Here is a 20,592-nt window from a genome sequence, read left to right as displayed (position 1 = left end):
CTCCTTTAGGAAATAAGGTTATATTCTAACGGGTTGCCCCAGTTAAAATCGAGTTTGTTGCACCGATGTCAGTTAATAGCCACGTTCGACTCGGTGCGTGTTGCATGTACGCCGCAATTGCTTTGGCTTTACTTTTACCCGCCGCAACTGCGAAGACATACGGTATATGATCAAGATCCGCAAGCTGTAATCCAATTTGCGGTATCTTGTAAACGACCTTTCCCTTGGCATCGTAGAAAACACCGAATGCCTCGGCAACGGCATGCTTGGCTTTCAACATGCTGATCGTATCAGGCGACATGCCACGGCGCTTAGCCATGACCAGCGCATCGCCCACACTATGAATCACTACCTGAGCTTTGTCGATAAGGTTTAACACATCTCTTAACGATGGCTCTTTGATTAAGGATTCATAGGACTCCGAGCTTAGATTCTCAGGAACATATAAAGCCCGGTACTTGCTATCGGTTGCTTCTGCCATTGCAGCCGCAATCGAGTTGGCCTGAATGGTCACGGCTTCACCGAGGCCACCCCGTGCAGGGACAAACGACAGTTCACGGCCCGCAGATAGCTGAAAAGTTAACTGCGTGGCTAAATGTGCCATCGTTGTGCCACCCATAACGGCAATCGTTAAATGCCCGGGTGGCAACAGTAACTGTAAGGTTGAATTCAACGTCTTGCCAAGTTCATCAAGAACCCGACTACTCTGATCCGCATCCCCGGAAACGACCAGACAATGGTCAATGCCAAGATGCGTTGCCAGCCGCTTTTCATCATCTTTGATTCCCAGCAACTGATTCATCAAATGATCGAGGCCGTGAAAAGTTTCTAACCCTTTAGCTGTCAACACCATGCCAGATTTCGAGCTCTCTAAAAGCCCCTGCCCGCGCAAAAAATCTGTTTCTGTACGTAATGCGCGTTCTGAAATCTTCATTTGTTCGGCTAACGTTCGCCGGCCAACCGGTGCCATCCAGTTAATAAATTGAAGGACCTGATAGCGTTTAGTGACGACGCCCATCAGATCAGGCGCGATCGCTTTGAGCCACGCAAGTTCAGTATGCATAAGGCACGTCCTTCTTTAATGGGTCATTTCACGTCCCTCCGAGTCGTTTGCCGACCCAGCAAGCTGAAAAAAAGTAGGAACCCAACGTTTGCTGTTTTCCCTTACCAACAAAACCAATTGTAGCAGGGGTTCCGCTTTATCGCAAGTCTGTTGCCTAAATCGTCTTAAAGTAATCACAAAACCGGCTAAGTTTGAACATCTACTTCAAGAATGGTCCAAATGTTCGGCATTTACCAGTTTTGGCAACCTCGCTGCGGCTTTTTGATATCAGGGGTTTCGGCTTGCTTCTAATGAAATTTTCATGCACTGTATTTCGGTCTATTTCAACAGCCTACACACAGCCAGTTATGGGTTCTTTCATCACTGCTTGTTCTGTTTTGAGCATTTTCCAAGCGAAATTGCCATTTGGTGATGAAGCGATTTCATTTGGCGTTTTCTTAGCTTAAAAAGGACCATGCTGATCAGCGACATTTGCGTCCTACAAACACATTATGGCAAACAAAAAGCCCGCCATAGCGGACTTTTCTATTTTCGGTATTTTCCATATGACTGGAATTCTGCGCAGCCCGGGAGTCGAACCGCTTGGTTGGCGTAGGCTCACAAGGCTTCATTGCACACATATTGCACAATTCTGCCAGTATTACGCACATTGACATGCAATGCCGTTTTGGCACATCATATCGATATGCCAATTTGGACCGCACAAAAATAGCCCCACCCGCCGAAGCAAGTGAGGCTAATTTGCCAAAAACGGCGATTTTGCAAAATAGGTTTGGCGTTTCGGCGACTTATTTTTCCATATTTTAAATGGGTCGAAATCGACCCATTTAAATATCAGAAAGGAAGCGAACAGGCATTATAGTTGCCTATGCATCAGTGCTTGCACCTTTTTTGTCCCCTTTTTGTCCCCTTTGAGTGATGAACCTAAAACGTAAATTGCAAGAACAAGTTAGCCAGTCGTTGAGGACAATCCCAGAACAGGCCGTTATCAAATAGAAGTTGTGGCGCTAGAGAGACTACTGGGCCATGCGGCGAACGCGCCGAGCTTCGGCCTCAAAGTTTTGCTGGGGTGTGCAGTAGCCCTGTTGTTTGCGAGGCAACTGATTCAAGCGGTCTTGCGTGGCCTGCACTTGACTAGGGCTAATGTCATCTAAGGACATGCCCTTAGGGAAGTCCTGGCGGATCATCCGGTTATGTGCCTCGTTGGTGCCACGGTCGCAGGACGTGTAAGGATGGGCGTAGAAGATCTCAGTTTCCGTCCCAGCAAAAGCAGTATTTAAGGCGGTGAACTCGGGTCCGTTGTCGGCTGTGATGGTCTTGATGCAAGCTCCCCATTCGCGCTTGATTCCACGCAATGCATAGCTCACAGAGTCTGCATCTCGTCCTTCGATCAAGCGGAGAAGTTGGCAACGGGTCTTGCGCTCAATCAGAGTCAAGATGACGCTCTCCTTGCCATTGCGTTTACCGACAATGGTATCCATCTCCCAGTGACCGAACTGCCTGCGTCGTTCAACGACCTTAGGCCGTTCCTCGATACTGCGGCCAGCCAGGCGCTTAGCCTTGGTGTGGTGCTGGTGAGAGGTCTTCCGCTTAGTCTTCTCCAACAGGTCGATATTTCGAATCTCTAGGCGTTGGTCGTCAATGTACTGGTACAAAGTCGAGGCACAAACAAGCTCTTCAGGAGTAAACAGCTTGTGTCGCTTGGCATAGCCGATTGAAGCATCCGGCGACCATTTGTCCTGCTTAGCTCGCTGTACGTACCAGGCTAAGAAGACCTGTACGCTGGCGAACTTGTCAGGACGATGGCAGCTCAAGCGTGCAGTCTCGTAACGTGCCTGAGCAGCCTCTGGCAGGTATTGTCGATGGTAGACGCGCTTGCCATTACTCTTCTTGACCTGATCTACTGTACCTCGCTTGATTTCATTATTAATGGTCTGCGGGCAGACGCCAATTTCAGCAGCAATCCAACGATTGGACTTCCCAGCTTGGTGGAATCCGGCCACTTTTCCGCGCTCGAGTGATGTTAAGTGCTGACCTTTTTGGCGGTGTGTGCTATCCTGTTTCTGCATCAAGACAATATCCTCTTCCATTGTTTGTGTAGGAACTTCAATGATACAGGATATCTGTTCTTGATGTTTTTTATTGTCCAAAAAATTTTGAGACAGTGGCTAACTTGATTCTAAAATGCGCGGATGAACCTAAAAGCATCCAGAAGCAAATTATTAAATCGTGTTTCAACGGCTTCACTGTGGCTGATAAGTTTGTGCACAAAAATAAGCCTCCCCCCGAAAGGATGAGGCCAGTGAAAAAAGAAACCAGAAGACTTATTAAGCCATGTAAAACGAGACTAACATTCAGCCTCAGCAATAATACCCGCTAAGTCGGACATCTGATTGGAAGCCTCTTGAATAGCATCATCATTGTCACGCTCTTGAGAAACTGATTCATTGATAAGAATCATATCAGTCCACCTCTTTCGCCACATAATCCCTAATTGAGACTTTTTTATTCAAAAAAGCTAATACGTCACTATCGTATAAAACAATCGGCCATTGTGCAAGCAAAATCAAAAATCGCTTTCCTTCTCTTTCCAAAACTTTTGAAAGCTGAATATTAGCTTGTTCGAAATTATGCTGAAGCAATTCTAGTCCTAGCAAATAAAACGGGTCATACGTGACCGAATACAGCCAAGCAATTAATTTCTTAGATTCTTTTATGTCATCGGAATCTGGCGATGCATGCCATTGCACGTTGAGCAAATAATTGAAGTACGCAGAGAATTTACGTGGACTCATTAGAGTTACTTGTTGTTTGTGGTCTTCCTTCAAAAGTACATTTTTCAATTTTTTATAGATTCGAAAGCTTTCAGCACTCTCCGGTGATAACAGGTCCAAGTCAACATCAAACATAGTATCTAGTTCTTGGTTTGGCAAGGTGCACTTGCTAATTTTTGGCCAAGTGCAAAAAACGAGATCAACATAAATGTAACGCATAGTACGAATGGTATTCTCAAGATATTTTTTTGAAATCGAAATAGGACTATTTATTTTATGTTTAGATTCTGGGTGTTGCTTTCTGTACTTTGAATTAACAAGCCCACCGTTATGAACAATCAAATTTCTAACATCAAAAACTTCGGCTAACTTTTGAATCTGAGCCTCATCGGATTTATCCTCGTTAAAGCCCATTCCCTTAAAACACTTGAACCAAGATACAACTGGTCCTCTCTTAATTTCTTCGGTCACTTTAACCATATAAAGCGACTTGACTTCTTCAATAGAACTTAAGTTTCGTATTTCTGAAAACTCAGCAGTTTGCTTGTCAATCTTATTTTTTAGAACTGTATCATAGCTACACTCTAAAATCACTTGAAAAAAAGCCTCAAAAGCATTCGTAGGAGTTAACAGTGCTGATTCGAACTGAAGGCTGACCTGTAGTCGAGTTCGGTTATATTTTTTGTTATCTAAATAAAATTGGTTATTTAGATATGGTTCGCCCTGTATTTTAGGATGTCCAGACTTATCAATTACGATATTCACGTGGTCTGCTCGCTCCGATATGTAATCTACTAGCTTTTGCATAATTACGCTATGAGATTTACGAGAAGTTATACCGAATTCATTTTTTGCATATTTACGAAACAACGATATACTCGTATTTCGAATAGCGTCCATGAGCATAACGCTTCTAATTGCCTGCGAGTCAGTATAATGCTCTCTTTTATGCTCACGTAAATCCATCAATTCATTTTCTAGTGAGCGCCCGTAGTCTTCAATTGCAGAAAAGCTTCTTTCGATGTTTTTAACAGCTCGGGATAATTCTTGATCTACTTCCATAGCTACCGCCTGTTTCTTATAAATATTGTATTTGAGTATGCATGCCTTATCTTCACAAGTCAATAGCCTGTCTAGAGTAATGACTGATACAGTCTCTCTTCAAAAAGTTTTTGTGCACAAAAATGCCCTACCCGCCGAAGCGAGTGAGGCTAATTTGCCAAAAACGGCGATTTTGCAAAATAGGTTTGGCGTTTCGGCGACTTATTTTTCCATATTTTAAATGGGTCGAAATCGACCCGTTTAAATATCAAAAAGGAAGCGTGCCTGCATTGAGTCGCTCCTGCAAGACAATTACCATGCGGGAACGATTGCTAATCACGCCGTCATGCTTAGTGTCGAGAGCCCGTTTCATGGCCTTGATGGTTTGCGGGCCAAGGTATCCGTCTACACGAACTCCCAAGTTATGCTGCATCGCGGCAATGACACGAGAACCACCACGGCCAATCTGCACGCCACGCACGTTGTTGGTGCGGATCTGTCCGCTGATGATGCCATCAACGGTCGTGCCTTCGTGACGCTGCAATGCGGCCGTCACTTCACGGCCCCAGTATCCGTCTACCGTCAGCACAGAACGTGCCTGACTGGCGGTTTGAAGGATTTCAACATCTGACCGGTTGACCCAGCTCATGATTGAGCCCAGCAGCACTTTATTGCCGCTAGTTTGAATGACCTTGTAAGTTCTGCCTTTCACCCAATTAGGAATGGCTGTGCCGTTTGCATAGCGCTTGGCACTTAAGTTTACCTTTACCGCATATCCTGCGGAGATGCTAGACTTGTGAGTATCGTTAGCACTCTGACCGGCATTAGTAGCTGGTGTCTTCGTATCAGGCTTAACAATCACTTTACCAGTATCAGTAGTAGTTGAACGTCCATAACCATTGTCTGTAATACCAGTCAAATCAACACTGGCATCCAAGCCAGGGGTGCTATAAGCATCTGTGAACTGCCACATATTGATGCCGTCCATTGACGGGAAGTAGTTAAAGTTCGGAGCTGTGACTGTCCTTGTCGTTGGGTAAGAAGCAATCCATAGGCTAGTTGGAAAGGCCTTATTAATCTGTGAGTAGTGGGTATGTTCGTTCAAGTAATACTTACCTGAATACAGAACTGGCGTGTACCCAGCAGCTTTAACTCTCTGCAAGCCATAGATAATTGCATCAGTGTTAGCCTGCTTGTTGCCAGATGCACCGGCCTCATAGTCCAGGGCCACAATAGAACGCTTTGGTGTTTGCACCATCGGCAAAAACTTGTCCATCGCCGCTTTAGCAACAGGGATACTACCACCAACTTGATACCAGATATAGGTATGGGCGTGATTGCCGGCCGCAATAGCTGAGCTTACCTGAGTGCGATAAGTGCTCTGTACGACATATAGGCCGTTATAGGTGCCCCCAACCTGAGCAATGACTGCCTTACTTGGAGCGTTGCCATACTTACCATAATTGCCTTGATAAACCGACCAATCAAGGACAACGTCTCCCTTTGCTGCACGAACCTGCGTTGGTAAGGCAAAAGAAATAGCCGCCAAGATGGCGACTACCGAGGCAATGAGTTTATTCTTTAATTTCACTGCGCCCTCCTTATTGCTGTGAAGCAACAGATGCGGGAGCCAATTGAGCTTTAACTGCATCCGCAGCGGCTTGAGCGGCGGCGGCCACTTTTTCTTGATTAGATGTATCCTGATCTGCTGTCTTTTGCGGGTAGGTTTCAGCTAGGCTATCTTTCAAGTCTGCGTATGCCTTTTCAACCGCGTTGGCAATCGTCTGTTCGTCTGTGCTGGTGAAGCCAAGCGATTTTAAACCATCTTTCACAGCCTGAACAGCAGTCGATTTCTTGACGGCGCCGTCAATAGTTCGTGTCACACCGAGCTGTTCTGCCGCTGTAACCGCAGCATTTGCCAACGGGCCTAATACCTTTACCAAAGTTAATGCCTGTTTGTTAGCCAGCAACTGTTTTGAAATCCAAGCCCCAATGATTGGGACTGCTGCTACTGCAAGTGATACTAATAGTTCTGTCCAATTATTCATCATCATTATCTCCTTTGATGCCTACATGGTCTTCCAATCGAGTAATCCTAACCGAGTGACTGCCAAGCTCTTCATCATGTGTTTTCAGATGAGTATTCAAGTCTGCCAGCGATTGTTCGTGTAGCTTGAGCTGTCGATTAATCGTCTCTGAAAGCACTTGAATATCAGAGCGTAACGGATCCAAGGCAATCTTTTTGAACAGCCAGCTACCCGCGCTCACGCCCACCCCTATGATTGATATGAACTCCGCCCAGTCACCAATCGTGTATCCAAAAAATGTCACTTTCTCACTTCCTTCCACAAAAATAGCCGCTAGCTTTTGCTGGCGACGTAGTCATTACCGGTAATCTGCTTGTACTCATCAGCCGTTATCATCAACCCCACATAGGGTTCGATGTCGATGCCCCACGCATAGAACCGTTGGCACATATCGTAATCTGTCATGCGCCCGCCTCCAGTTTCGCGACCCTCAGCATCACAGCCGCAAGCATCTGCTGGTCAGTCGTGGGCTGTGGCGTGACGGGCTGTTCTAGCTCTGCCTGTTTGGCCTCATCGACCACCAGCTTGCCGTTCCTGAGCTTGGTTGCCCCCATGACGATTGTGTCGAGGTCGCCCGGAGCCACTTCCACCGCATTCGTGGTATCGAATGGTGTCTGCCATTCTTTGCCATCAAAAAACTCCCGCTGGTAGCCTATGATGTAGCCATCGGAGTCCAGTGTGAAAAGTACCCTCATTTTTTCTTTTGTTTCCATGTCAGCCTCCTAAACTGCGTACACCGCATCCATTACTGCATGTGGTGCTTGCATTCCTTGATTATTCATGGCGTCTCCGGCAATGTTCGTATCGCTGTACCACAGATGTTTGAAGAACATACCTACGCCTGGCATCGACAACGTCACAATCATATTTTTGCTCTGGGCATCTACGGCCACTTTGGGAAGCAAAGTGTAGTTGTAATACGTATTCTGTATTTTTGAGCTATTGTAGTATGACCATCTGATTAGCCATCCAGTTTGTGTATTAGAAAGTGGGATGCTCATTGTCGCCGTATCTCCACCTTGCTGATAGAGAATACCAGACCATGCAAGAGTGCCAACGTTGCTAAGCTGTATGATTTGGTCAGGCGTCACCGTGCCCATACCCGTGTTATTGGCTGATGAATCGAACGTTTCGACTGTTATGCCGTCGGGGCTCAAAGCCGTGTAACCGGTCAGCTGGCCATTGCTGTTAGTCCGCGTGGCATATAACTGCGGGGCAAATGCGCGCGAAGCACCACTCCCCGCGTTGATTCCTGCAGTCGCGCTACTGCCATTTTTGTAACCAGCTATCACCCGCGGACCGTACCAGTCTATAGCTGTCTCATTCTGCACAATGTTGGTATCAATCGTGACATTTTTATAGTTTGAGTCAAAAAGTAGGCCGCCGGTGAACAGCATGCCCGTCTTAGTCAGTCCAGGGGTATCAACGGTGGAAAGCTCCACTTCAGACCCGGTTATCTTTGAGCCAATGATGTTACCATCTTTGTCAATGCTGAATGTGCCATTTGTGTTAGCAAAGGTACTACCGGTGATAGTCTTACCAACGATGTTGTCAGCGATCAGGCTTGACTCGATTGGCGTATCCTGCCAATTGGCCCCGTCCCAAGTCTTTGCAGATGCGGCTACCGCGTTGCCATTGCTGTCAGTCGTTGCTGGTGTAATCCATACTGCGTTAACTAACAAATTAGTTGTATCAGGCGCAGTAGCTGACTTGATGAAGGTTCGTGCAGTATTGGCCGTTGTTTGCGCTTTTTCGGCAACTTGAGCAGCGTTGGTAGCAGTAGTCTGAGCGGTATTGGCAGTTGTCTGCGCAGCAGCCGCATTAGTCTGAGCGGTGTTAGCTGTGGCTTGTGCACTAGTCGCAGCAGTCTGAGCAGCTGTCGCATTGTTAGCTGCATCATTAGCTGCGGAGTATGCCTGTGTTGCAGTGGCCTGAGCGGTGCTGGCTGTTGCTTGTGCTAGTTTCGCCGCCGTCTTGAGGGCTGCTGAAACCTTATCTGCTTCTATTTTGTAATCGCCTAGTGTAGCGGTGCTTGAACTTGGCAAGGAATAGCAGCAAGAAAGCTCAAGCACTCGTGCTGAAACATACATATTTCGCTTTTCATCTACCACATGAATCGTATCGCCAATGCTGATGTTTTCCGGAATGAATGCGAAGTCTACTGTATAGTTGGTAACTGGTACTGCATACTGTTTTAAGTCGCTCAGTGCCGACTGTAATAGGTCTGCTTGCGTAGTAGCTTCATAATCCCGCCACTGGTTCAAGTATGACCCGTTTAGGTCTGTTGTGGACTTCTTACGCAACCGTGAATACGAACGGTTGGCAACAGTATCGAGAAGTGTCCCATCGCTGTACAGGACATAGCGGCCGTCCGGATCAGTCCACTTGTAACCTTTTAAAGTAATTGGTGAATCAGCCCCATCTGGAGTAGCACCACGCGCGTAAACAGAAGTAAACAGGCCAGTTGAATCGCTGCGCGCATTTTAGAATCAAGTTAGCCACTGTCTCAAAATTTTTTGGACAATAAAAAACATCAAGAACAGATATCCTGTATCATTGAAGTTCCTACCCAAACAATGGAAGAGGATATTGTCTTGATGCAGAAACAGGATAGCACACACCGCCAAAAAGGTCAGCACTTAACATCACTCGAGCGCGGAAAAGTGGCCGGATTCCGCCAAGCTGGGAAGTCCAATCGTTGGATTGCTGCTGAAATTGGCGTCTGCCCGCAGACCATTAATAATGAAATCAAGCGAGGTACAGTAGATCAGGTCAAGAAGAGTAATGGCAAGCGCGTCTACCATCGACAATACCTGCCAGAGGCTGCTCAGGTACGTTACGAGACTGCACGCTTGAGCTGTCATCGTCCTGACAAGTTCGCCAGCGTACAGGTCTTCTTAGCCTGGTACGTACAGCGAGCTAAGCAGGACAAATGGTCGCCGGATGCTTCAATCGGCTATGCCAAGCGACACAAGCTGTTTACTCCTGAAGAGCTTGTTTGTGCCTCGACTTTGTACCAGTACATTGACGACCAACGCCTAGAGATTCGAAATATCGACCTGTTGGAGAAGACTAAGCGGAAGACCTCTCACCAGCACCACACCAAGGCTAAGCGCCTGGCTGGCCGCAGTATCGAGGAACGGCCTAAGGTCGTTGAACGACGCAGGCAGTTCGGTCACTGGGAGATGGATACCATTGTCGGTAAACGCAATGGCAAGGAGAGCGTCATCTTGACTCTGATTGAGCGCAAGACCCGTTGCCAACTTCTCCGCTTGATCGAAGGACGAGATGCAGACTCTGTGAGCTATGCATTGCGTGGAATCAAGCGCGAATGGGGAGCTTGCATCAAGACCATCACAGCCGACAACGGACCCGAGTTCACCGCCTTAAATACTGCTTTTGCTGGGACGGAAACTGAGATCTTCTACGCCCATCCTTACACGTCCTGCGACCGTGGCACCAACGAGGCACATAACCGGATGATCCGCCAGGACTTCCCTAAGGGCATGTCCCTAGATGACATTAGCCCTAGTCAAGTGCAGGCCACGCAAGACCGCTTGAATCAGTTGCCTCGCAAACAACAGGGCTACTGCACACCCCAGCAAAACTTTGAGGCCGAAGCTCGGCGCGTTCGCCGCATGGCCTAGTAGTCTCTCTAGCGCCACAACTTCTATTTGATAACGGCCTGTTCTGGGATTGTCCTCAACGACTGGCTAACTTGTTCTTGCAATTTACGGCTAAATTTTTCAGGCTTTTCGCTCATGATTGCTTCACTCCTTTCGTTCTTTATGACTATATCATACGTTTCGGTTTTTCCGAAGTCAATAATAGAATTTCGTTTTTTCGAAATTAAATTCGGAAATATATTTCCGCTTTTCCGAAGTGGTGATATACTGTTCCTAATAGAAATGAGGAGGAACTTGACATGTTTGCAAAAAATCTAAAATATCTGCGTGCGAAACGTGGCTATGATCAGCAGACATTCGCTGGAATGATTCACCGAAGCGTATCAACTATCAGCGAATGGGAGTCTGGCAAGTACACTCCAAAAGCAGGAATTCTGGCTGACATTGCTAATATATTTGGCGTAAAGTTAGACGACATGATGAACATCGACCTGTCAAAAAATACTAACAGTAAAGTGATTGATCAAACTGTAAGCACCATGCAACAGCTTCAGCCCGCCCGTCAGCAGAAAGTCTACACATACGCAGAGAAGCAGCTGAAAGATCAGCAGAACGAGAATGTCGTCCCGTTCCCAGAACAGCGTGAGATTGTTACTGGGCGCGGTACAGCTGCCGGTGCTCCTATCGATGGCGCCACACAGGACGCTGAGGTGCATAGGACGCGCGTCAATGTTGACGACATCCCAGCTAGTGCAGATGAAATCGTGACCGTTGAGGGGGACTCGATGGAGCCAGACTACCCGAAGTATTCGCAGATATTTGTTCGATGGCAAGACACAATCGATGACGGCGATCTGGCTGTTGTCCGTGTGGCTGACGAAGGTGTCACATTCAAGCAGGTATCCCGCGATTATCAACAAAAGAAAATTGTTCTACACTCACTGAATGATGCGTACCCTGACCGATACTTGGATCCCGAAGATGTCAGCATCATCGGTGTTGTGCTGAACTAACCCACTAAGCAGCAGGCACGGGCAGGACGTGCCGTGGGCTTACGTCCGAACTAGACGCAAACAAAAAGCCGTAAATTGCAAGAACAAGTTAGCCAGTCGTTGAGGACAATCCCAGAACAGGCCGTTATCAAATAGAAGTTGTGGCGCTAGAGAGACTACTGGGCCATGCGGCGAACGCGCCGAGCTTCGGCCTCAAAGTTTTGCTGGGGTGTGCAGTAGCCCTGTTGTTTGCGAGGCAACTGATTCAAGCGGTCTTGCGTGGCCTGCACTTGACTAGGGCTAATGTCATCTAAGGACATGCCCTTAGGGAAGTCCTGGCGGATCATCCGGTTATGTGCCTCGTTGGTGCCACGGTCGCAGGACGTGTAAGGATGGGCGTAGAAGATCTCAGTTTCCGTCCCAGCAAAAGCAGTATTTAAGGCGGTGAACTCGGGTCCGTTGTCGGCTGTGATGGTCTTGATGCAAGCTCCCCATTCGCGCTTGATTCCACGCAATGCATAGCTCACAGAGTCTGCATCTCGTCCTTCGATCAAGCGGAGAAGTTGGCAACGGGTCTTGCGCTCAATCAGAGTCAAGATGACGCTCTCCTTGCCATTGCGTTTACCGACAATGGTATCCATCTCCCAGTGACCGAACTGCCTGCGTCGTTCAACGACCTTAGGCCGTTCCTCGATACTGCGGCCAGCCAGGCGCTTAGCCTTGGTGTGGTGCTGGTGAGAGGTCTTCCGCTTAGTCTTCTCCAACAGGTCGATATTTCGAATCTCTAGGCGTTGGTCGTCAATGTACTGGTACAAAGTCGAGGCACAAACAAGCTCTTCAGGAGTAAACAGCTTGTGTCGCTTGGCATAGCCGATCGAAGCATCCGGCGACCATTTGTCCTGCTTAGCTCGCTGTACGTACCAGGCTAAGAAGACCTGTACGCTGGCGAACTTGTCAGGACGATGGCAGCTCAAGCGTGCAGTCTCGTAACGTGCCTGAGCAGCCTCTGGCAGGTATTGTCGATGGTAGACGCGCTTGCCATTACTCTTCTTGACCTGATCTACTGTACCTCGCTTGATTTCATTATTAATGGTCTGCGGGCAGACGCCAATTTCAGCAGCAATCCAACGATTGGACTTCCCAGCTTGGTGGAATCCGGCCACTTTTCCGCGCTCGAGTGATGTTAAGTGCTGACCTTTTTGGCGGTGTGTGCTATCCTGTTTCTGCATCAAGACAATATCCTCTTCCATTGTTTGTGTAGGAACTTCAATGATACAGGATATCTGTTCTTGATGTTTTTTATTGTCCAAAAAATTTTGAGACAGTGGCTAACTTGATTCTAAAATGCGCGGCAAACAAAAAGCCCCCGGAGAGGGCGGGAAAAATTGAACCACCATATTTAGACTGTTTAAAATTCCATACACCATGGATAGAAACATTGAAAAAATCGGTTGACGCGTCCGGATTACCTGGCGCATAATGTATTCAATCAAGTTAATGCCTCCTTAGAGGCAACTGAGCGAGCACATTATGTGCTCGCTCTTTTCATTTAGTGAGGTGAACAAAATGATCGATAAGCCATTCAAAACAATCGATGAGCAACTATCAATCCTTCATGATCAACGAGGGCTAAGCGTTTTGAACTTCGAAGCCGCTAAGAAAGCTCTTACTCGGTATGGTTACTATGAAATCATTAACGGATATAAGGAGCCCTTTTTAAACAATCCGCACAATGACGATGACGGTTTTAGACCGGAGGCAAACTTCGAACATATATTTCAGCTCTTCATCCTTGACAAGCATATTCGAGAATGCACCCTACAAGGTATCGAATAGTTTGAAAGCACGTTTAAGCAAGCGGTCGCTTATTCGATTTCTAAATGTATATCCCCCGATCAACAAATATACACCGACAGAGCATATTATAACCGCGGAAAAATTTACTACCAGCACGACGGTTCACCGCGGACAACGCCACCATTTAATGAGCGGGATAAAATGCTTTACAATTTTGGAAAACTGTTAGGCTCAAACGATCAGCCTTACAAATATTATCGAGAAAATCATGGAAACATTCCACCGTGGATTATGATAAAGAATTTGATGCTAGGGCAGGTCATTTATTGGTATAAGCTGTCAAAGCCCAAAGTCAGGCTGGATATCATAAGCAGAATGCTGAGTATGGATTCTACAGTAATTGAAGCTCTAGATGAGACCATGAGAATTAGACAATCCTTTGGTGATTTACTCGATTTAGTACTAGACTATCGGAACTTAACCGCCCACGGTGGTCGTGTCTACAATCATCGTGCCTCCGATCACGAGTTACACAGTTCGCCCTTTCTGCTTCGTAAAAACATTTTAAATATATCAAAAGCCAAGCATCGCACCGGATACCGAAAAAGTAGCATTGGGGCACTAATTTTAACACTAGGTATTATAAATAATCCCGACCCAAAACAAACAATTTCGTCTTGGATTGACGTGCTCCTGGCAAACTATTTGCAAAACTTCCCGCAAGACGAAAATATGTTAATTCAGGCCATGGAACTCGAGGACACGACCATTCCCAAAAGTGTTCATACACTTATCGGCGGAAATAAGAGTGATAAGTCGCGTCTATAGCGATTCCTACATACTATTGAACAAAAAAGCGCCTGTTCCCATACCTTGGCCGGTCAGGACAGACGCGCGGACAAACAGCAACACACGTGCGCTCTTTGCGTACCCTATTATAGCAGAAACGGAGGAAAATCATGGCATCAATCACGAAGTCATCAACTAATGGCTGGGCTTACCGCGCGACAATCGGCAGCGGCGAAGCACGCCACCAGGTTTACAAGTCGGGGTTCAGCACCAAGCGAGAAGCCACCATTGCGGCAGCAGAAGCGGAGGCTTCACTTGACTACAAAGAGGACAGCAAGGCGGCTACACTTCCAGACTATTATGATCGGTGGACGCAGGCTTTCAAAATCGGTCGAGCATCAGCCATCACTGATGAGTGGTACCGAGTGGTCGGTGGCTACATCCACGAATGGTTTGACAAAGAGCGCCCCGGCCTGCTCATCGCTGACGTGGATAGAACGACCTACCAGACGTTTTTGGACTGGTGTGGTTCAAACCCTCGCGGCAAGCTTCAACAGCCCCTCAGCCACTCAACCGTGGCTAGAATAAACTCGTATATGCGTGCGGTGCTCAAGGACGCAATCGAAGACGGCTACACCAAGAAGGACTTCACCCGCCGCGCCATCGTTGGTGGCACTGCCGAGAAGGATGAGTCAAAGAAGTATGTTGACCTCCGCGAGTTCAAGAAGATGATCCAACTCGCCACCAAGTACGCCGACCTAAGCCACATGAGCAACTACATCACGGTCTTCATGGCCCTCACTGGTGCCCGCTTTGAGGAAGCTCTGGGCGTGACCTGGGACAATATAGATTTGGCTGCGGGCACTGTGACCTTCACCCACTCGTGGCAATACAAGACGCGCAAGCAGCATGACAACTTTGGAGCGCTCAAAAACAAGCAGTCTTACCGCACCATCCCGATCTCGAAGAACTTGGTTGAAATATTGAAGAAGCTACGCCTGGAACAGCAGACAGCATTCATGGCTGATGGCTGGCGAGATGAAGATAATCTGGTCTTCCGCAATTCAGAGCACCGCATCATTGACAATGAGGCAATGAGCAAAACGGTCAAGGGTCTCTGCAAGGCAGTCGGCGCTAAGAACGCCATCACCAGCCACGGTCTGCGCCACTCGCACGGATTCATGCTCATGTATGAAGGCATGGAGCTGATGTCTATCTCTCGCCGCCTTGGCCATGCGAGTCTGGCCATCACCATGCGCGTCTACATGCACGAGATTGACGAACTCAAGCAGAAGGACGACAAGAAGATACTCAAGGCGCTTAATACACTTTAGTCGAATTTTTGCGATTGCTGTAAGCCTTGCGCCGCAACGGATAGCGGCTACGGTGTGCAATATGTGTGCAATGAGCCTCGTTTTTCCCTATTTTTTTGGCCCATTGCACAACCCATTGCACACATTTCAAAATTCCCCACTTGAGCGCAAAACAAAAACGCCTATTTCTAGGCGTTTTGTTTGTCCCAATTTGTCCTAAATGGGCTATTTCTGCGCAGCCCGGGAGTCGAACCCGGATTTCGAGAACCGGAATCTCACGTGCGATCCATTACACTAACCGCGCAAGTACCTAATTATATTACTCAATCAGGAGGTAATTTGCAAGTCTTTTCTGTAGAGCGTGAGCAGGAGCGCTTAGAAATCGGAGTGTAAGTGGCCTCAAGCCTAAATGGCTGGTCTTTGGCCATTTAGGCTTGAGGTCCTTACACGTAGATTTCTGCGACTGTGAGCGCGTTTTTGCGTCGGAGGACTTCAGTCACGGTCTGCACCATTGCGACCAAGGTCCTTACACGCAGGTTTCTGGCCCAGTGAGCGCGTTTCGAAACCGGATTGCCCCCAAACCTTATTTTTTCACTGCCTATACTGATTCATTCTCGGCGGTTATCCTCAAAGTCCTTCTACCCGTCCTTCCACTCCCACGAAAAAAGCACACCACTAACCAAAGCGGTGTGCCAATTCGTTTAAGCCTTTATTTTTGATTATTCTTATTAACCAGAATATCATCAATCAAGCCATAATCCTTGGCTTCCTGAGCGCTCATATAGTGATCACGTTCAGTATCCTTCTTGATTTGCTCAACTGTCTGACCTGTTGCATCGGCCAGGATCTGGTTCATCTTTTTACGGGTCTTCAAAATTTCTTCGGCCGCAATTTCGATTTCGGTTTGCTGACCTTGGGCACCACCTGAAGGCTGATGGATCAAAATGGTCGAATTCGGCAAAGCAAAGCGCTTGCCTTTCGTGCCACCAGCTAACAGGACAGATGCCATGGATGCAGCCATCCCAATAGCAATGGTCTGAACATCGGACTTGATGAAGTTCATAGTATCAAGCATCGCCAAGCCGCTGGTGATCACACCACCGGGACTGTTGATGTAAAGGTAAATATCCTTTTCAGAATCCTGTGCATCAAGAAAAAGTAACTGGGCGATGACCGAGTTTGCCATTTGATCGTTTACTTCACCGGACAACATGATGATCCGGTCTTTTAATAGACGTGAGTAAATGTCGTAAGCGCGTTCGCCACGACTGGTTTGTTCAACGACGGTAGGTACTAGCATGTCCTAACCTCCTGAAAATCGTTTTTTAGCACTCTTTAAAGTACAGTGCTAAGTATACTGCTAAAGTCAAATAAGGTCAAAGATTTTAATCACAATCTTTGACCTTATAAAAATCGTTCAGACTTGTGGGTAGGCGTCGTCAGCGATAGCACTCAGATGCTCATCGACACGCGTTACCTCAGTCTTGATACGATCATATTCAGTTTGCGGCAAATTCATCAATTCCATGCAGGAGCCAACATGTTCAAAAATCTCGTCGCGAGCGTCCAAAGCCTTTTGCGTCAAGCTAACATCAACGCGACGTTCATCTTCGGTTGATCGTTTGCGGCTGATCCAGCCGTCTTTTTCCAGACGCTTCATTAACGGTGTCAAGGTACCGCTGTCCAACTCAAGTGTTTGGCCCACCTGCTTAACCGACATCGTGCCGTGTTCATACAGCGACAGCAACGTAATGTACTGCGGATAAGTCAACTTAAATGGCCCCAATGCCTGAGCATAGAAATGATTATATTGTTTCTGTGCCTTATAAATTGCAAAACAAAGTTGTTCATTTAATGTAATCGGTTTGACCATAGTGCTTCCTCCTAAAACCTAAGCAACAATTGTATCCCGCTGAACGTGACGATTACCGCTTCATCTGGTAATAACATCACTGTAAATCCGAATGTAAACTGACTCGTGTTTCTTGTCGTGGCACTCGTCAACCAGCACACTACCGGACAGTTTTTAGCATCCTAAAAGTGGCAGCTGGGTCGTTCAAATGCCTACATCAAATAACTTGATGTCGGTTACATTGTACACGATTATCTTGAGGAAACAAAGGCATTATCTTATAAATATGACTTTTTGCTTATCTTGCAATTATCATAGCTGCTAGGCATCTTCCGGTTGCTGGTAACCCTCAGCAATCTGATTGAGTTTGCGCAACCGATGATTGACGCCTGACTTCGAAATTGTCCCACCCGGAACCATAGCACCCAACTCCTGCAACGAGACATCCGGATGGGCTAAGCGCAAAACGGCAATTTCGCGCAGTTTGGTCGGCAGGTTATCCAACCCCACATGATCTTTAAGGTAGTTGATATTCTCGATTTGTTTCTGGGCCGCATCAATGGTTTTGTTCATATTCGCCGTTTCGCAATTAACGAGGCGGTTCACCGAGTTACGCATATCGCGCACAATCCGGACATCTTCGAACTTAAGCATCGCATTCGTTGCCCCGATCACCTGCAGGAAATCCGCGATTTTTTCGGCTTCTTTTAAATAAACAATATAGCCGCTTCGGCGTTCGACAGTGCGCGCATTCAGGTTGAAATGATTCATCATTTTCAAAATGCCGACATTGTGATCGGCATACAATGAATAAATTTCCAGGTGATAGCGCGATGTTTCCGGATTATTCACCGATCCGCCGGCTAAAAAAGCGCCGCGCAAGTACGAACGCATCCGTTGTGGTTCTTCCAAAACCGTTGCCGGGACCGTCGTCGAAATCGCCATCGTTGTCGGATCCAAAATCGACAAGTCCGACAGAATATCATTGACGCCTTCCGTCAGGCGGACAATGTACTGATAATTTTTCTTGAGTTTCATTTTGCGATGAACGACCAAGTTGGCTTCATGCCGGTAAACCTGGCGAATCAAACTATAAATTCGCCGGGCAATGGCCGGGTTTTCAGTCTGAATGTTTAAGACAAACCGATGGGCCATCAATGTCAGGCTGCCGTTCATCCGGATCAATGCCGACAGCTCTGCCTTCGCATGTTCAGGATGAACCTCGAGTTGGGTCAGTTCTTTTTTCACCATACTGGCGAAGCTTGCCATGCCCTCACCTCCGGATTTTTGTGCTCACTTGAAAGGCCAAATTCAAAATTTCCTTAGCCACCTTGTCGCCATCATGGAAAACGCCGCGATCACGCAACTTCAAAAAGTCTTCCGAAATCACGCGACAACCCATATCCCGCAAACCTTGATAATTATGCTTAACCGGCGTCAGAATTTCGTTGTACTTTTGGTGATCGAGATAATTCTCGGGGACCGGTTCGATATTGACGAGCACGGTATCGACAAAATCCTCGCCCATCTGTTCATTCAACACCCGAACATGGTCGGCATCGGTGAAGTTTTGCGTCTCGCCTTTCTGCGTCATGATGTTGACGATATAGATGACTTCGGCCTGCGTTTTCTTCACAGCGTCACCCAGATTGCCAATCATCAGGTTCGGCAGGATGCTGGTAAACAGACTGCCGGGCCCCAGCACGACCACATCGGCATCCATAATGGCATCAATGACTTCATGGACGGCTTTGGGTTCGCCATTAGCCGGATCGGTTTCGGAGACGGAAATATGCTTGATATTCTTACCGGCCGCGGTAATTTCGGATTCACCGGATAGGCTCGTTCCATCTGTGAATTCGGCATTAAGTGTGAGTGGTGTGTTGCTGGCAGGATAAACGTGACCATCCACCTGCATCATTTCGCTCAACTGCTGAACCGCCGAAAAAATGCCGCCTTTCATCTCTGACAAAGCCGCAATGATTAAGTTGCCAATCGCATGGCCGGCGAAAAACGCATCGGTCGTGTTAAAGCGATACTGGAAAATATCCAGATACAGGCTCGGCAACTCCGACAAGGCAACAAGCACATTCCGAATATCCCCAGGCGGCACCACGTTAATATAATTGCGGATGGTGCCTGACGACCCGCCATCATCGGCAACCGTCACAATCGCCGTTACGTCAGCATCTTGTTCATGCAGGCTATGCAAGATAACCGGCAATCCGGTTCCGCCGCCAATCACGACGACTTTAGGACGCCGCCCGCGAATGACGCGGATAAATTTAGTTTCCCGACTCATGAACGATTCACCGTCTCCTTATGTTTCTTAATGTCCCGATGGGTAATATCAACCGCATACGCATCCGAAAATGCCTTACCGATGCGCTCCGCAAACGCAACGCTCCGGTGTTGGCCGCCTGTGCAACCGATCGCGATCGTCACACTGGTTTTCCCTTCGGCTTTATACTTGGGCATGATCTCAGCCAGCAAATCGTAAAATTTGTTGTAGAAGCTTTCGGCATCTTCATTGTCCATTACATAGTCATAAACTTCCTGATCCAAACCGGTTTTTGGCCGGTAAGCCTTGACGTAAAACGGATTAGGCAGGAACCGGACATCCATGACAATGTCCGCATCAATCGGCAACCCGTATTTGAACCCAAATGACATGACTTCAATATGAAAGGCTGGCTGCCCGCTATTTTCTTTGAAGTTTAAAAAGATCTTTTCGCGCAACTGCCGCGGACTTAACGTGGTGGTATCAATCACGACTTGCGCTCGATTCCGCAACTCGGTTAATAGCACGCGCTCCTTTTTAATGCCGTCCATCAACCGGCCTTCCATTGCCAAGGGATGGGAGCGGCGGGTTTCCTTGTAGCGCGAAACCAGTTCTTCATCCGTCGCGTCTAAGAACAAAATGCGCGAATGAACGTAAGCGTTGTTGTCCAGATTAGCCAACATGTCGATAATCTGGTCATAAAAAGCCCGACTGCGCAGATCCACGACTAGCGCGACCTTCGAAATCTTCCCGGATTCCTTAACGAGTTCCCAGAATTTAGGAAGCAGCGCTGGCGGCATGTTATCAACGCAAAAATACCCCAAATCTTCAAACGCCTGCATTGCAACGGTTTTGCCGGCACCCGACATCCCAGTGATAATAACAAGATCCAAACTTTCAGTCATAAAAGGCTCCTTTGTGCTCATATTCAATCAAGTATAACATTCCGGGCGTGTCATTCCTACCATCACAGACTC

The 20,592-nt window shown here is 47.4% G+C and carries 18 protein-coding genes, 1 tRNA gene and 2 pseudogenes; 4 read left to right on the top strand and 17 right to left on the bottom strand.

All coding sequences use genetic code 11. From position 1 onward, the window contains the following. Positions 1–25: 25 nt before the first annotated feature. From LBCZ_RS04485 to LBCZ_RS16340, 9 genes and pseudogenes are all read right to left on the bottom strand, one after another. Entirely contained in the window at positions 26–1,063 is a 1,038-nt protein-coding gene (locus LBCZ_RS04485; RefSeq protein WP_025013035.1) for a sugar-binding transcriptional regulator, read from the bottom strand. 1,016 nt (positions 1,064–2,079) lie between these two features. Further along, the gene (locus LBCZ_RS04480) at positions 2,080–3,132 is read right to left on the bottom strand and encodes an IS30 family transposase (RefSeq protein WP_039638840.1); all 1,053 of its coding nucleotides are present in this window, start codon (positions 3,130–3,132) and stop codon (positions 2,080–2,082) included. Between the two features lie 393 nt (positions 3,133–3,525). Continuing rightward, positions 3,526–4,899, bottom strand: coding sequence for a hypothetical protein (locus LBCZ_RS04475; protein WP_025013874.1), 1,374 nt, complete (start codon positions 4,897–4,899; stop codon positions 3,526–3,528). A 247-nt stretch (positions 4,900–5,146) separates the two neighbouring features. Further along, positions 5,147–6,469 (bottom strand): GH25 family lysozyme, encoded by a 1,323-nt coding sequence (locus tag LBCZ_RS04470; protein ID WP_025013873.1) that lies wholly within the window; start codon positions 6,467–6,469, stop codon positions 5,147–5,149. Between the two features lie 10 nt (positions 6,470–6,479). Beyond that, complete coding sequence (locus tag LBCZ_RS04465) at positions 6,480–6,926, bottom strand: phage holin (protein ID WP_025013872.1); 447 nt, start codon at positions 6,924–6,926, stop codon at positions 6,480–6,482. Further along, a complete protein-coding gene (locus tag LBCZ_RS04460) occupies positions 6,919–7,209 on the bottom strand; it encodes a hypothetical protein (protein ID WP_025013871.1) in 291 nt (96 codons plus the stop codon). Before LBCZ_RS04460 ends, LBCZ_RS04465 begins: the two co-directional genes overlap by 8 nt. A gap of 29 nt (positions 7,210–7,238) precedes the next feature. Beyond that, positions 7,239–7,370, bottom strand: a complete 132-nt coding sequence (locus LBCZ_RS14715) for an XkdX family protein (RefSeq protein ID WP_032959115.1) — start codon at positions 7,368–7,370, stop codon at positions 7,239–7,241. Next, a complete protein-coding gene (locus LBCZ_RS04450) occupies positions 7,367–7,678 on the bottom strand; it encodes a hypothetical protein (RefSeq protein WP_025013870.1) in 312 nt (103 codons plus the stop codon). Before LBCZ_RS04450 ends, LBCZ_RS14715 begins: the two co-directional genes overlap by 4 nt. Before the next feature lie 9 nt (positions 7,679–7,687). Beyond that, positions 7,688–9,430: pseudogene (locus LBCZ_RS16340) on the bottom strand (phage tail protein); the annotation flags it as partial. 132 nt (positions 9,431–9,562) lie between these two features. On the opposite strand from LBCZ_RS16340, the gene LBCZ_RS04440 reads away from it, so the two are divergent. Then, the gene (locus LBCZ_RS04440; protein ID WP_039639281.1) at positions 9,563–10,612 is read left to right on the top strand and encodes an IS30 family transposase; all 1,050 of its coding nucleotides are present in this window, start codon (positions 9,563–9,565) and stop codon (positions 10,610–10,612) included. Positions 10,613–10,890: 278 nt separating this feature from the next. Next, positions 10,891–11,604, top strand: coding sequence for an XRE family transcriptional regulator (locus tag LBCZ_RS04435; RefSeq protein WP_025014052.1), 714 nt, complete (start codon positions 10,891–10,893; stop codon positions 11,602–11,604). Positions 11,605–11,759: 155 nt separating this feature from the next. Here LBCZ_RS04435 and LBCZ_RS04430 read toward each other — a convergent pair whose 3' ends face one another. Next, positions 11,760–12,812, bottom strand: a complete 1,053-nt coding sequence (locus LBCZ_RS04430) for an IS30 family transposase (protein WP_039638840.1) — start codon at positions 12,810–12,812, stop codon at positions 11,760–11,762. A 99-nt stretch (positions 12,813–12,911) separates the two neighbouring features. Beyond that, entirely contained in the window at positions 12,912–13,076 is a 165-nt protein-coding gene (locus LBCZ_RS15930; RefSeq protein ID WP_156129363.1) for a hypothetical protein, read from the bottom strand. Positions 13,077–13,113: 37 nt separating this feature from the next. On the opposite strand from LBCZ_RS15930, the pseudogene LBCZ_RS14295 reads away from it, so the two are divergent. Then, positions 13,114–14,208, top strand: a pseudogene (locus LBCZ_RS14295) (Abi family protein). Between the two features lie 131 nt (positions 14,209–14,339). Beyond that, a complete protein-coding gene (locus tag LBCZ_RS04420) occupies positions 14,340–15,503 on the top strand; it encodes a tyrosine-type recombinase/integrase (RefSeq protein ID WP_025012535.1) in 1,164 nt (387 codons plus the stop codon). 211 nt (positions 15,504–15,714) lie between these two features. Here the strand turns inward: LBCZ_RS04420 and LBCZ_RS04415 are convergent. The 6 genes from LBCZ_RS04415 to rapZ form a co-directional block, all read right to left on the bottom strand. Next, positions 15,715–15,786 (bottom strand) — tRNA-Arg (locus LBCZ_RS04415). 405 nt (positions 15,787–16,191) lie between these two features. Next, a complete protein-coding gene (gene clpP, locus LBCZ_RS04410; RefSeq protein ID WP_005684526.1) occupies positions 16,192–16,782 on the bottom strand; it encodes an ATP-dependent Clp endopeptidase proteolytic subunit ClpP in 591 nt (196 codons plus the stop codon). Between the two features lie 117 nt (positions 16,783–16,899). Next, positions 16,900–17,355, bottom strand: a complete 456-nt coding sequence (locus LBCZ_RS04405; protein ID WP_025012534.1) for a MarR family winged helix-turn-helix transcriptional regulator — start codon at positions 17,353–17,355, stop codon at positions 16,900–16,902. A gap of 300 nt (positions 17,356–17,655) precedes the next feature. Then, the gene (gene whiA / locus LBCZ_RS04400; protein WP_025012533.1) at positions 17,656–18,603 is read right to left on the bottom strand and encodes a DNA-binding protein WhiA; all 948 of its coding nucleotides are present in this window, start codon (positions 18,601–18,603) and stop codon (positions 17,656–17,658) included. A 4-nt stretch (positions 18,604–18,607) separates the two neighbouring features. Beyond that, on the bottom strand, positions 18,608–19,636 hold the full coding sequence (locus LBCZ_RS04395; protein WP_025012532.1) for a gluconeogenesis factor YvcK family protein: 1,029 nt from the start codon (positions 19,634–19,636) through the stop codon (positions 18,608–18,610). Then, positions 19,633–20,520: an RNase adapter RapZ gene (gene rapZ / locus LBCZ_RS04390; protein WP_010489370.1), complete on the bottom strand. Its 888-nt coding sequence runs from the start codon at positions 20,518–20,520 to the stop codon at positions 19,633–19,635. The genes LBCZ_RS04395 and rapZ overlap by 4 nt, the downstream gene beginning before the upstream one ends. Positions 20,521–20,592: the final 72 nt, after the last annotated feature.

It is taken from the genome of Lacticaseibacillus casei DSM 20011 = JCM 1134 = ATCC 393 (assembly GCF_000829055.1).
GTDB lineage: Bacteria > Bacillota > Bacilli > Lactobacillales > Lactobacillaceae > Lacticaseibacillus > Lacticaseibacillus casei.
Note: the sequence above shows the minus strand (reverse complement) of the source record. Positions and strands in the feature narration are given on the sequence as shown.